General features: G+C 68.8%; 10 protein-coding genes. 7 read left to right on the top strand and 3 right to left on the bottom strand.

The window, feature by feature from the left end:
* Nucleotides 1-167 precede the first annotated feature (167 nt).
* Complete coding sequence (locus AB0H21_RS06765) at nucleotides 168-1,121, bottom strand: hypothetical protein (RefSeq protein ID WP_358512813.1); 954 nt, start codon at nucleotides 1,119-1,121, stop codon at nucleotides 168-170.
* Nucleotides 1,122-1,503: 382 nt separating this feature from the next.
* On the bottom strand, nucleotides 1,504-2,439 hold the full coding sequence (locus AB0H21_RS06760) for an RNA methyltransferase (protein ID WP_358512811.1): 936 nt from the start codon (nucleotides 2,437-2,439) through the stop codon (nucleotides 1,504-1,506).
* 495 nt (nucleotides 2,440-2,934) lie between these two features.
* Here AB0H21_RS06760 and AB0H21_RS06755 point away from each other — a divergent pair, with 495 nt between their 5' ends.
* From AB0H21_RS06755 to AB0H21_RS06730, 6 genes are all read left to right on the top strand, one after another.
* A complete protein-coding gene (locus tag AB0H21_RS06755) occupies nucleotides 2,935-4,224 on the top strand; it encodes an NAD(P)/FAD-dependent oxidoreductase (RefSeq protein WP_358512809.1) in 1,290 nt (429 codons plus the stop codon).
* 15 nt (nucleotides 4,225-4,239) lie between these two features.
* Nucleotides 4,240-4,710, top strand: a complete 471-nt coding sequence (locus AB0H21_RS06750; protein ID WP_358512807.1) for a RidA family protein — start codon at nucleotides 4,240-4,242, stop codon at nucleotides 4,708-4,710.
* Nucleotides 4,707-5,381 (top strand): DUF1028 domain-containing protein, encoded by a 675-nt coding sequence (locus AB0H21_RS06745; protein WP_358512805.1) that lies wholly within the window; start codon nucleotides 4,707-4,709, stop codon nucleotides 5,379-5,381. Before AB0H21_RS06750 ends, AB0H21_RS06745 begins: the two co-directional genes overlap by 4 nt.
* Nucleotides 5,381-6,523, top strand: a complete 1,143-nt coding sequence (locus AB0H21_RS06740; RefSeq protein WP_358512803.1) for a M20 family metallopeptidase — start codon at nucleotides 5,381-5,383, stop codon at nucleotides 6,521-6,523. Before AB0H21_RS06745 ends, AB0H21_RS06740 begins: the two co-directional genes overlap by 1 nt.
* A 390-nt stretch (nucleotides 6,524-6,913) precedes the next feature.
* Nucleotides 6,914-8,365, top strand: a complete 1,452-nt coding sequence (locus tag AB0H21_RS06735; RefSeq protein ID WP_358512801.1) for an aspartate ammonia-lyase — start codon at nucleotides 6,914-6,916, stop codon at nucleotides 8,363-8,365.
* Between the two features lie 84 nt (nucleotides 8,366-8,449).
* Nucleotides 8,450-9,415, top strand: coding sequence for a LysR family transcriptional regulator (locus tag AB0H21_RS06730; protein WP_358512799.1), 966 nt, complete (start codon nucleotides 8,450-8,452; stop codon nucleotides 9,413-9,415).
* 231 nt (nucleotides 9,416-9,646) lie between these two features.
* Here the strand turns inward: AB0H21_RS06730 and AB0H21_RS06725 are convergent, their stop codons facing one another.
* Complete coding sequence (locus AB0H21_RS06725) at nucleotides 9,647-11,047, bottom strand: cytosine permease (protein WP_358512797.1); 1,401 nt, start codon at nucleotides 11,045-11,047, stop codon at nucleotides 9,647-9,649.
* 477 nt (nucleotides 11,048-11,524) lie between these two features.
* Here AB0H21_RS06725 and AB0H21_RS06720 point away from each other — a divergent pair, with 477 nt between their 5' ends.
* Entirely contained in the window at nucleotides 11,525-13,018 is a 1,494-nt protein-coding gene (locus tag AB0H21_RS06720; RefSeq protein WP_358512795.1) for an aldehyde dehydrogenase, read from the top strand.
* Nucleotides 13,019-13,117 lie beyond the last annotated feature (99 nt).

Here is a 13,117-nt window from a genome sequence, read left to right as displayed (position 1 = left end):
GGTTCCACGTCGCGCTCGTGGCCCTGGCCGGGCACCGGCAGCTCCTGCTGGTGTACGAGCCGGTGGTGCTGAAGTTCCAGCTCTACATGGCGGCGAACCTGCGCGGGGAGGCCGAGCAGCGCCTACATCGGCTGACCGGCGCTCGGCCCGGGCAGGCGCGTGACGCCCTACTCGGCGAGGCTACCGCAGGTGAAGCCCTTCTCCCGGTCGGGGGAGAACATCTGGACCTCGCTCAAGATCGTGCTCTCGGAGAACTTGCGGAACGTCTGCGCCTTGTCGCAGTCGTAGATCGCGTACCCGCCCTCGTGCTCGCCGAGCACCATCATCCAGCGGCTGTCGTACAGGGGCTTGCCCTCGTTGTCCTGGAGTTTGGCCCACTGCGTCTGGAAGCCGACCGCGTCCAGGACCACGGTGGACTCGCCCTTCTGCAGAACCTCGATCGAACCGTAGATCATCTGGATCATGAGGACGTAGCCGAGGCCGATCCCGGTGAGCGCCCCGACGAGCACCTTCAGCCCCGCCCGGCCGACCGGCTTGCGGCGCAGCAGCCGGAAGGGCACGACGTACGCCAGCACGCCGATCCCGGCCGCGATGATCACGTCTCCTGCCTTGACCGGCACCTTCGCGGTGGGGTCGGCGGCGTCCAGGGCGATCCTGAAGTACATCCACCCCAGATAGGACGCGCCCGCCCACGCCGCGGCGATGACGGCGACGATCCACGGCTGCCGCCTGATCCGCTGCGCCGCCCGGCGCACGAGACCACGGGTGATCAGGTTGAGCAGCCAGCCCAGGCTGACGATGACCCCGATGACGATCGCCGCGAGGATCAGCAGGGGCAGGATCGTCCCCAGGAGCCGGCCGAGCAGCACGGACTGGTCGATGCCCGCCTGCTCGGGGGTGATGCCGAAAACCGCGTACATGCCCTGGTAGCCCATGTAGAGCAGCGCGTACAGCGTCACGCCGAGCGGGACTACGACGGAGCCGACCTTTTCGAGCAGGTAGAGCACACCAGTGTCGCCCTGCTCCTGCGACTCCTCTTCCGAGGGCCGCGCAGCCGCGGGCTGCGGCGCCTCGGGGATCTCCTGACTCGGAGATTCTACTGAATAGGACTGAAAAGCCATGATCGCGAGGATAACGGGATCGTCTGCGCGTGGTGACGCGAACCAGGAAAGGCCGCAGAGCCCGTCCATCGGCCGCCGACCTCGGCGTCCGCGAGCGGCGCACGCCGTTCGACGGGCCGCGCGGACAGGGGCGCCGACACAACCGTTACCGGAGGGAACGATCGCCGACACGATTCCGTCGACAGTCGACGAAAGGAGGATTCCAGGAAGCCCGTACCGAGGAGCGGAGCCGTTCACCACGCCCACTTCCCACCCGCCGCAACACTCCCCTCTCAGCTGCCGGGTCGGCACTCCATCGGCGCCGCGTCGGCGGGACATGTACGGCGAATCCCACACGGCGACCGACCCAGCGCACGCTCACGATCACACCGCCAGGAGGGAACTAGGCGGGGAGGTCGCGCATCAGGCCGTGGCACGCTATGGCCGCAGCCGCGACCACGTTGAGGGAATCGACGCCGAGGCCCATGGCCTGCGGGCTCATGGGGATGCAGACGGGTTCGTCCGCCTCGCGCAGCCACCGCGACGACAGCCCGTCCCCTTCCGAGCCGAGCAGCAGGGCCACCCGCGCCCCCATGACGGCTTCGTCGATCGCCGTCGCTGTCTGGTCGGGGGTGAGCGCGAGCGTGCGGAAGCCCAGCTCGCGCAGCTCGGCCAGTCCGGCATGCCAGTTCGTCATGCGCGCGTACGGGACGGCGAACACCGCGCCCATGGACACCTTTACCGACCTGCGGTACAGCGGGTCGGCGCACCGGGGCGACAAGATCACCGCTTCGACCCCGAGCGCGGCGGCACACCGGAAGATCGCGCCGACGTTACCATGATCGACCAGATCCTCCAGCACCAGAACCCGACGAGGTGTCCCTGCGGAAGCCGCATGGCCCGTACCCGCCACGGACGCCGCACGATCGGAACCCGCCACGGACTCCGCAGGGCCTGGACCCGCCACCAGGTCCCGCCCGCCGCCCGCGCTCTCCCCTGTGAGCAGGGCCTTCACTGTGGGAAGCTCCACCCGGGCCATGGACGCGAGGGCCCCGCGGTGGACGGCGAACCCCGCGATGCCCGCCATCACATCGTCAGGGACGAGGTAGACGCGCGCGCCACCGAGGACGTCCGCGAGCCCGGGGAGCCAGCGGCGGGTGGTGAGCACCGACCTGACCGGATACCCGGTCGCGACGGCCCGTCGGATGACCTTCTCCCCCTCCGCGATGAACAGCCCCCGCTCGACCTCCAGACTTTTCCGCAACTCGACGTCCCGCAGCCGCACATAGTCGGCCAGCCGCCGGTCGGCGGCGTCCTCCACCTCGATGAGCTCAGGCACGCGACAAGCGTATGACGCACCCGAATCTCCCCAAGCGACACGTACGGGCCCGGGTGAAAGTAGGCGGCACCGAACCGGTAAGTCGACTACGCGCCCCGATCATTCCGTAGTCGGATGTGGGACCACACGATGCAGCCGGCGGGATCTCGGAGGATCTCGATTCCCCAGCAGTCCGAGACGGATTCCACGATGAAAGGCCCCCTTCCCCCTTCTTTGGCCGGGTTCTCGACGTCGCTCTGAGGGTGTCCGGTGCCACTCACCCGAAATGGTGGCCCTCGTGCGAGCCGACGTCAGCCTGGGGTGGGGGCCGTCCGCGGCCTCGGCATCACCCGCACCGAGCTGGAGCGCCCTGTCTCCCAGCACTGGATCTGCAAATCAGATCCCCTATAACGAAAACATCTGTTGGACAGAATTTCGGGCGCGCCAGAGGATTTCTCGTGCGGTAGCGCGGTCGACTCGACACCGCAACGGCCTACCGCCTGAGTGGAGGTTGATATGCCGAGTGAAGAGACCGACGTAGTCGTCGTCGGGGCGGGCCAGGCAGGCGTGGCAATGAGTGAACACTTGGGAGCCCGCGGCGTGCCGCACATCGTGCTGGAGCGGCACCGCATAGCTGAGCGGTGGCGGTCGGAGCGGTGGGATTCCCTGGTCGCGAACGGACCCGCGTGGCACGACCGGTTCCCGGGGCTGGAGTTCTCCGATGTCGCCCCGGACGGCTTCGCCTCGAAGGAGCAGGTCGCGGACTACTTCGTCGCGTACGCCGAGAAGATCGGTGCCCCGATCCGGTGCGGTGTCGAGGTGACCTCGGTGCGCAGGCACGCCGGCCGGCCCGGTTTCCGGGTCGAGACGTCGGAGGGCGTCATCGACGCGCGCTTCGTCGTGGCCGCGACCGGGGCCTTCCAGCGGCCCGTGATCCCGCCGATCGTCCCGGACGGTACCGTCCCGGTGCAGATCCACTCCAGCCGATACCGTAACCCGCAGCAGCTACCTGAGGGCGCGGTCCTGGTGGTCGGAGCCGGTTCCTCGGGGGTCCAGATCGCCGACGAGCTGTGCCGGTCCGGTCGCCGGGTCTTTCTCTCCGTCGGTCCTCACGACCGTCCTCCCCGCGAGTACCGCGGACGTGACTTCTGCTGGTGGCTGGGCGTGCTCGGCCGCTGGGACGCGGAGACGCCCCCGCAGGGTGCCGAGCACGTCACCATCGCGGTCAGCGGCGCCCGTGGCGGCCACACCGTGGACTTCCGCGCCCTGGCCGCCGACGGTATCCAGCTGGCCGGTCTGACCGCGTCCTACCACAGCGGCGTGTTGCGCTTCGCGCCCGACCTCGCCGAGAACATCGCGGCCGGCGACGCCAAGTACCTCGAACTGCTGCAGGCGGCCGACGCGTACGTCGAGCGCAACGGGCTCTACCTCCCCGAGGAACCGGAGGCGCACATCCTCGGGCCGGACCCGGAGTGCGTGAGCAACCCGCTGCTGGAGCTCGACCTGGCCGAAGCCGGGGTCACCTCGATCGTCTGGGCGACCGGTTTCGCTGCCGACTACGGCTGGCTTGAGGTCGACGCGTTCGACGAGCACGGCCGTCCCGACCAGCGGCGCGGTGTGTCCTCCGAGCCCGGTGTGTACTTCCTGGGCCTGCCCTGGCTGTCCCGGCGCGGGTCGAGCTTCATTTGGGGTGTCTGGCACGACGCTCGGTACGTCGCCGACCACATCACCACCCAGCGGGGCTACCTCGCGTATGACACCGCCGCCACCCCCTCCGCCGCTGTGCCGGCGGCCCGGAAGAGCTGAGGACAGGAGCAGACCATGACGTCCACGAGCGAGGGCCACAAGGTGAAGGCCCCGATCGTCGCCGGCGGGCACACCCGGATCCGGCCGTTCAACACCCGCGACACCTATCCCGAGCAGAACCTCGACAACGACCTCTGCCAGGCCGTCGTCGCCGGGGACACCGTCTACGTCAGGGGCCAGATCGGCCAGAACCTGGACACCAGCGAGTCGGTCGGCATCGGCGACGCCGAGGCGCAGGCCGAGCAGGCCATGGCCAACATCAAGATGCTGCTCGAAGAAGCGGGCAGCCGTATGGAACACCTGGTCAAGCTGACGATCTATCTGATCGACCCGCGCTACCGCGAGGCGGTCTACCGCACGGTGGGCCGTTGGACCAAGGGCGTGCACCCGATCTCCACCGGCCTGGTGGTGTCCGCCCTGGCCCGCCCGGAGTGGCTGTGCGAGATCGATGCGATCGCCGTGATCCCCGCACAGGAGCGGTCATGACCTTCTCCCTCGTGGTCCGCGACGGGGCGCGGTTCGGCATCGCGGTCAGCTCGTCGAGCCCCGCGGTCGCCGCACGGTGCGCACACCTCAAGCCCGGGGTGGGCGCCGCCGCCTCCCAGAACGTCACCAACCCGACCCTCGGCACCGAGCTTCTGGAGCGGCTGACCGAACACGGCGACGCGCAGCGCGCCCTGGCGGACGTCACCGGCGCGTCCCGCAACGTGCCGACCATCGAGTACCGGCAGCTGACCGTTCTGGGGCGCTCGGGTCCTGGATACGCCTTCAGCGGCTCCGGAACGCTCGGCAAGTACGCGTCGGCGACCGCGGACGGCGCGGTCGCGGCGGGCAACATGCTGGCCGGCGCGCACATCCCCGATGTCCTCCTCGACGCCTACTTCGCGGCCACGGGCGAGCTGGAGGAGCGTTTGATCTCCGCCCTGCGCGCCGCGGTCGCAGAAGGCGGTGAAGAGGGGCCGGTGCATTCTGCGGGCCTCGCGGTCGTCGCCGATGTGGACTGGCGTGTGACGGACCTGCGTGTGGACTGGGCAGAAGATCCGATCGAACAACTCGCTGCCCACCTGGACGTGTGGCTGCCGCAGCGGGACGACTACGTGCGGCGCGGTCTCGACCCGGCCTCGGCACCCTCGTACGGCGTTCCGGGCGATCTGTGATGGGCGCGCTGAAGGAGGCCGCCCGACGCGAGGTGGACCGGCACGCGGAGCAGCTGACCGCCCTGTCCGAGCGGCTGCACGCGGATCCGGAGACCGCCTGGGAGGAGCACCGGGCGGCGGCCGCCGTGCCGGAGCTGCTGGACCGTGCCGGATTCGCCGTCACCTCCGCCTATCTGGGGCTGGAGACGGCGTTTTACGCCCGATTCGGCGGCGGGCCCGTCCGGATCGCGCTGTGCGCGGAGTACGACGCGCTGCCCGGCCTCGGCCACGCCTGCGGGCACAACCTGATCGCGGCCAGTTCGATCGGCGCCGCACTCGGGCTGGCCGCCGTCGCCGACGACGCGGGGCTGACCGTGGAGGTCTACGGCACTCCCGCCGAGGAGGGCGGAGGCGGCAAGATCGAGATGCTCGACCGAGGCGCCTTCGAGGGCGCGGATCTCGCCATGATGGTCCACCCCGCGCCGGTCGACGTCGCCGAGGCCCGCCCTTTCGCGGTCAGCCACTCCAAGATCTCCTACACGGGCAAGTCCGCGCATGCCGCCGCCTATCCCGAGGCCGGCATCAACGCGGCGGACGCCTTCACCGTGGCACAGGTCGCCATCGGGCTGCTGCGCCAGCAGCTGCCGGCCTCGGCCCGGGTGCACGGCGTGGTGACCCATGCCGGGGACGCTCCGAACGCGATCCCCGAGCGGGCGAGCGGACGGTGGTACGTGCGGGCGGAGACGCTCGCCGAACTGGCCGAGCTGGAACCGCGGGTCATGCGAGCCTTCGAGGCGGGGGCCCTCGCCACCGGGTGCAAGCTGGAGATCGAGCCGGAGAGCAAGCCGTACGCGGAGTTCCGCACCGACGAGACGGCACTGCGGCACTACCGGCTCAACGCCCTCGCGCTGGGACGCGAGTTCGCCCCGCCTGGCCAGGCGGCCCGGATGAACCGCGCCTCCACCGACATGGGCAACGTCTCGCAGGTGGTTCCGGCCATCCACCCCTACATCGGGATCGGCTCCCTGCCGGCCACCAACCACCAGCACGAGTTCGCCGCGTTCTGCGTGGGCGGGCAGGCCGAGCGGGCCCTGCTCGACGGTGCGGTCGCGCTGGCTTGGACCGGTGTGGACCGCAGCGTGGCGGCTACGGGAGCAGCGTGACCGAGGCTGCGGTTGCGACGATGCCTCGTCGCACGCCGTGGCCGGCCCTAGGCAGGCCTTGGTCCGGGGCCGGTCCGGCCATGATCACCACCGGCCGGTTCGAGGGGCCGGTCGGCGGGCACTCGGTCCCGGCGATCCTCTGTGCGGACCGTGTCCTGGTCCGGGACACGAGTGGCGGGCTCCCGTGCCGCGGGGATCCGACGGGGGACGGCCCGGCCTGCGGCCACCGGATTGCGATCGCCGTGGCCCACGGCCGCGCGCTGTCCGGCCTCTGCCTGATCGTCACGCCCTGTCCGGAGTGCCTGTCAGACGTCCCGGCCGTTTCCAATCCCCTTCATCCCCTTCATCCCCTTCCCGCTTTCCTGCATCTCTTGACTCTTTGGGGACATCATGTCCGCAGAATCAGCGGCCCAGCGTGCCGGCGCGCACGGCGAGACCGGCCCGGTTTCTCGCTGGGACCACGACATGCTCGGCAGTGTCGAAGTGCCGGGCGAGGCCTACTACGGTGCGCACACGGTGCGTGCGGTGGTCAACTTCCCCATCACGGGCGAGACGCTGTCGGCCCGCCCGCACCTGATACGAGCCTTGACCGCCGTGAAGCAGGCCGCGGCCGCGGCCAATGCGGAGGTCGGGGCCCTGGATGCGGATCTTGCGTCGGCGATCGCGGACGCCTGCACGGAGATCCGTGACGGGGCGCTGCACGAGCAGTTCGTCGTCGACCTCATCCAGGGAGGCGCCGGTACGTCAACCAACATGAACGCCAACGAGGTGATCGCCAACCGCGCCCTGGAACTGCTCGGCCGACGTCGCGGGGACTACACCGTCCTGCACCCCCTAGACCACGTCAACCTCGGGCAGAGCACCAACGACGTCTACCCGACCGCGGTCAAACTGGCCCTGGACGCACACCTCGCCGTACTGCTCGGTGCGCTGGCCGGGCTGCGCGAGGCCTTCGCCGGCAAGGCGGCGGAGTTCACCGACGTGCTGAAGATGGGCCGCACCCAGTTGCAGGACGCCGTGCCCATGACGCTGGGCCAGGAGTTCGCGGCGTTCGCCGCGACCCTCGCCGAGGACGAGCAGCGCCTTGCGGAGGCCAGGATGTTGCTGCACGAACTCAACCTCGGCGGCACGGCGATCGGCACCGGCCTCAACGCCCGCCCCGGCTACCGGCAGCTCGCGGTGGAGCACCTGCGCCGGCTGACGGGCATCCCGACACTGGTGTCCTCGCCCGACCTGATCGAGGCCACCCAGGACGTCGGTGTGTTCGTGCAGTTGTCCGGGGTGCTCAAGCGCGTCGCGGTGAAGCTCTCGAAGATCTGCAACGACCTGCGACTGCTGTCGTCGGGGCCGCAGGCCGGTCTCGGCGAGATCAGCCTCCCCGCGCGCCAGGCCGGGTCGTCCATCATGCCCGGCAAGGTCAACCCGGTGATTCCCGAGGCGGTCAACCAGATCGCGTTCGAGATCATCGGTAACGACGTGACCGTGACGCTGGCCGCGGAGGGGGGACAGCTCCAGCTCAATGCCTTCGAGCCGATCATCTACCGGAGTCTGAGCGCGGGCCTGGACCACCTCGCCGCGGGGATCACCGTGCTCACCGAGAAGTGCGTGCGCGGCATCACCGCCAACCGACAACGACTCGCGGAGAGCGTCGCGGCCTCGACCGGGCTGGTGACCGCGCTGAGCCCCGCCATCGGCTACGAGACCGCCTGCGCCATCGCGCTGGAGGCGCACCGCACCGGCCGGCCCGCGCTCGACCTGGTGCGCGAACGCGCGCTGCTCACCGAGGCGGAACTTCGCACCCTCACCAGCCCCGCTGCGCTGACGGGCCATCCCACGCCCTGATCGGCCGGACCTCTCGCGAACGTCCCGCGTACCCGCTGTAATCTGCTTGCACGATTTAATCTGGTAGGCACGCCTCAATATCAGATGCAAGGGTCCGCTATGACACCGCCAGTTGGCTTCACTCTTGTCCAGTTGCGCTACTTCGTGACTGCCGCTGAATGTGGGTCGATGACGGCGGCATCCGAAAAGCTGTGTATCGCGCAGTCTGCCGTGTCGTCTGCCATCACCAACCTGGAACACGAGCTGCGGGTCCAGCTCTTCATCCGCCACCGGTCCCGGGGGCTGACCCTGACCTCGGCGGGCGAGCGCCTACAGCACCAGGCCCGCGAGCTTCTGGCTCGCGCACTCGATGTGGAGGCAGAAGCCCGCGGCAGCGGCGGTTCCCTGGCCGGCCCTGTCACGATGGGCTGCTTTGTCACGTTGGCGCCGTACTACCTGCCTGCGCTGTTCGCTGCCTGCAGCGAACGACATCCGGGGATCGAGCTCAACGTGGTGGAGGCGGAGGCAGAACAGCTGATTCATGCGCTGCAGACCGGGAAGATCGATTTCGCGCTCACCTACGATCTCGGCATGTCAGCCAATCCCGCACTGCACCGGGACATCATCGCCCAGGCATCGGCCTACGTGATCGTTTCTGAAGCGCACCGGCTGGCGGATCGCAAAACGGTGGAGCTGTCCGAGCTGGCAGCCGAACCGATGGTTCTTCTTGATCTTCCTTACAGTCGGGACTACTTCCGGGCTCTGGTCGCCGCGACGGGCATTGCCCCCGACATCCGTTACCGGACGCAGAGTTATGAGACGGTGCGGTCCCTCGTCGCTCAGGGGCTCGGGTACTCGGTCCTCAATCAGCGGCCGGCCACGAGCCAGACCTACGCGGGCAGGAATGTCGTCTCGCTGGAGCTCAGCGACGACCATCCGCATCTTGATGTGACGATCGCGCTGATGGGCGGCGTCCGACAGACCATGCGCGCTCAGGCTGTGGTTGATCTGCTGCGGGGGATCGGCCTGTCGATGAAGCCGCAGGTCGTCGGTCGGCCCCGATCCCGGTAGTCAGCGCGAGGTAGGGGCGTGCCGGTGGAGCCGCCATACGCTGAGCGACTGCAGCCGGTATGAGGGTCGGTGGGAGGAGTTCCTTCGCGACGCCCAGGCGGCCGACGGCAGCCGGCCGAGGTTGAGCCTGGTTTCCGTTACAGCCCGGCCCGAGGGAGTACGGGAGAGCTTGTAGACCGCAGGCGTCTGTGCCACCGGGACACTGCGGCACAGACGCCTCACTGTTCCTGATCAGGCCAGCGCCGACGACGGCACAGCGGCGGCGGAGCGCTGCATCGCAGCCTTGGCCCAGAAGTAGTAGAGGGGGCTGATGACCGCCAGCCCGACGATCCAGGACAGGTCCACACCGCCCAACGCGGTGGCCACGGGCCCCGTGTACATGGTCGTGGACACGAAGGGCAGCTGGATGACGGCGCCGATGACGTAACAGGAGACCGCGGGTACGTTGACGCGCCCGTAGATGCCGCCGTCGGCGCGGAAGAACGACTCGACGTCGTAGTCGCCGTGGCGCAGCAGGTAGTAGTCGACGAGGTTGATGGCCGTCCACGGCACGAGCACGGTCATCAGCAGGGTGATGAAGTTGAGCCAGTTCGCCATGAAGTTGTCCTGGCCCGCCAGCGCCGCGATCAGTGACAGGGCGAACAGGACGGTGGCGGTGATGGCCCGGGTGAATCGTCCCGGGGACCAGGCCGGTGCGAACGTCTGCCCGACGGTGAGTGTGGACAGCACGCCGCAGTAGAGGTTCATGGAGTTAGTGGCGGCGATGCCGAGCGAGAAGATCAGGATGATGACCGGCCCGACGGGCCCGGTGAGCTGGTCGAGTCCCGTGACGACGTCCTCGCCGACGGCCACGCCGACGATCGCTCCCAGGATCATCGGAAGGATGGAGCCCAGTGAGCAGCCGGCGTAGCTGGACCAGAAGGCGGGGCGGGCGCCGGTGTCCGCGGGCATGTAGCGCGAGTAGTCCGACACGTATGGGGCGTAGGCGACCTGCCACAGTGCGGACGCGGTGACCGTTCCCATGAAACCGGCGATGCTGACCGTGCCGTGGGAAGCGAAGCCCGCCGGGAGGCCGTGCACGGCGACGATCCAGACGAAGGCGAGGAGCAGGGCGGCCCCGGAAAGGTAGGTCATGATGCGCGTGTAGGCGTGGATCAGGTCGTATCCGAAGATGGTGGCGATCACCGCGACCACGCCGACGACGACGATGCCGGTGCTCGTTCCGACCGGAAGGCCTACGGCGACGAGCGACTGGCCGGCCAGGATCAGGTTCGACGCGAAGAACCCTATGTACATCAACACCACGAGCGTGGTGATCAGCAGCGCCCCGTAGCTTCCGAACTGGCCGCGTGACTGCACCATTTGCGGGACACCGAGCCGGGGGCCTTGCGCGGAATGCAGGGCCATCAGCACGGCACCCAGAAGGTTGCCGACGAGAATGCCGATGACGGTCAGCCAGAGCGGCAGCTTGAAGACAGCGGTCCCTAGCGCTCCGGTGACGACGGTGAGCACCATGATGTTGGAACCGAACCAGATGGTGAACAGGTCCCGGGCGCTGCCATGCCGCTCGGACGGCGGGATCGGCTGGATCGTCTTGTCTTCAAGGCGTTGAGGCACCTCAACCTGGGTCATGGGACGGCCCTCCACTCAACGTATGGCTCGAAAGTGCCATAACCGTCGGGCCAGCGGATCCCCCCTGTCCAATAGACGTTTGCGATCCCATTCCCCTGTTCTTCGCATGCAGCCGGGGTGCATGGCATAAGCCGCAGCCGGTTACCGCAGTCGGAAGGTAGAGCTTCCGCCGCAGAAACGGGGCCGGGCGGCCGAGCTGCCGATGCGTGCCGGGCCGGCCTGATGGGCCCCTGCGGCGATACGCCGATGCGGAATCGTAACATGGTCCCGCTTCGCGGGCCGCCGCCACACACCAGCGACTGCATCACCAAAAGAGATGACGCTGTTCTGAAATATCTGCTTTACAGGTGGGCTCATGATGCTGATTCTGTCTATTCATCGCCCCGTTCGCCGCCGTACGGAGATCTACATGTCCGGCATTCCCCTCTGTCCGGCTCAGGGCGTGACCACGCGAACCGCTTCACCGGAGGCCCAGGCATGACGGCTGCGAACACCTACCAGCAGTGGACCAAGCTCGCGGAGGGCTTCGCTCCCGACGGCAACGCCTTCATCAACGGGATCCGCCGACCGGCCATCTCCGGCCGCACCTTCTCGTCGGTCAATCCGGCCACCGACGCGACCATCGCGCAGGTGGCCCGATGCGAGGCGCCCGACGTCGACGAGGCCGTCCGCTCGGCCCGGGACGTATTCGAACGCGGGGACTGGTCGCGCGCGGACCCCCAGGACCGCAAAGCCGCCCTGCTGCGTCTCGCCGATCTCATCCGCGAGAACCAGGAGGAGCTCGCTCTCACCGAGTCCCTGGACATGGGCAAGCTGGTGGCCGACGCCGACACGATCGACGTGCCCGGGACCGCGGCCGTCTTCGCCTGGTACGCCGAAGCCATCGACAAGCTGTACGACGAGGTGGCGCCGACCGGCCCCGGAAACCTCGCCCTGGTCCGCCGTGAGCCGCTGGGCGTCGTCGGAGCCATCGTGCCCTGGAACTTCCCCCTGGAAATGGCCGCGTGGAAGCTCGCCCCCGCGCTCGCGGCGGGCAACAGCGTGGTCCTCAAACCCGCCGAGCAGTCCCCGCTGTCCGCGCTCCGGCTCGGCGATCTGGCCGTGGCGGCGGGCATCCCGGCAGGCGTGCTCAACGTCATCCCCGGCTTCGGCGAGGAAGCCGGCAAGGCGATCGGGCTGCACCCGGACATCGACTGCGTCGCGTTCACCGGCTCCGGCGAGGTCGGCAAGCTGCTCCTCGGCTACGCCGGCCAGTCCAACCTCAAGCAGGTCTGGCTGGAGTGCGGTGGCAAGAGCCCCAACATCGTCTTCGCCGACGCCCGCGACCTCGACGAGGTCGCCGAAATGGCGTGCTTCGGCATCTTCTCCAACCAGGGCGAGGTCTGCTCCGCCAACTCGCGGCTGCTCGTGCAGGACTCCATCGCCGACGACCTGATGGCACGGATCATCGAGCGCGCCGCGAACATCAAGCCTGGTGACCCCCTCGACCCCGCCGCCACCATGGGAGCGATGGTCGACCGCGAGCACGCCGACCGAGTCCAGGCGTACATCGACGCCGGCCGGACCGTGGCCCGCCTGCTGCACGGCGGCGACCGCGTCCAGGTCGACGGCCGCGGCAGCTTCATCGAACCCACCATCTTCGACCGCGTCCCCGCCGACTCAGCGCTGGCTGTCGAGGAGATCTTCGGCCCGGTGCTCGCCGTCCAGCGCTTCACCGAGGAGAACGAGGCACTGCGCTTGGCGAACGACACCGTCTACGGGCTCGCCGCGTCGGTCTGGACGCAGGACCTCTCCCGCGCACACCGCATGTCCGACCGGCTCAGGGTCGGCACGGTCTCGCTGAACACCGTCGACGCCCTCAACCTCGTCACCCCCTTCGGCGGGTTCAAGCAGTCCGGCTTCGGAAGGGACCTGTCGCTGCACTCCCTCAACAAGTACACCGCGCTCAAGACGACGTGGATCAAGTACTGACAGCCCCGTCCAGCACCTGCCACCGCTCACCGGACACGCTCCGGCGGCACCCACCCCAGACCGCAGCTCCCCACCAGGCGATGCCCGGACACCCCGTTA

It is taken from the genome of Sphaerisporangium sp. NPDC051011 (genome assembly GCF_040653595.1).
Taxonomy (GTDB): Bacteria; Actinomycetota; Actinomycetes; order Streptosporangiales; family Streptosporangiaceae; genus Sphaerisporangium.
Note: the sequence above shows the minus strand (reverse complement) of the source record. Positions and strands in the feature narration are given on the sequence as shown.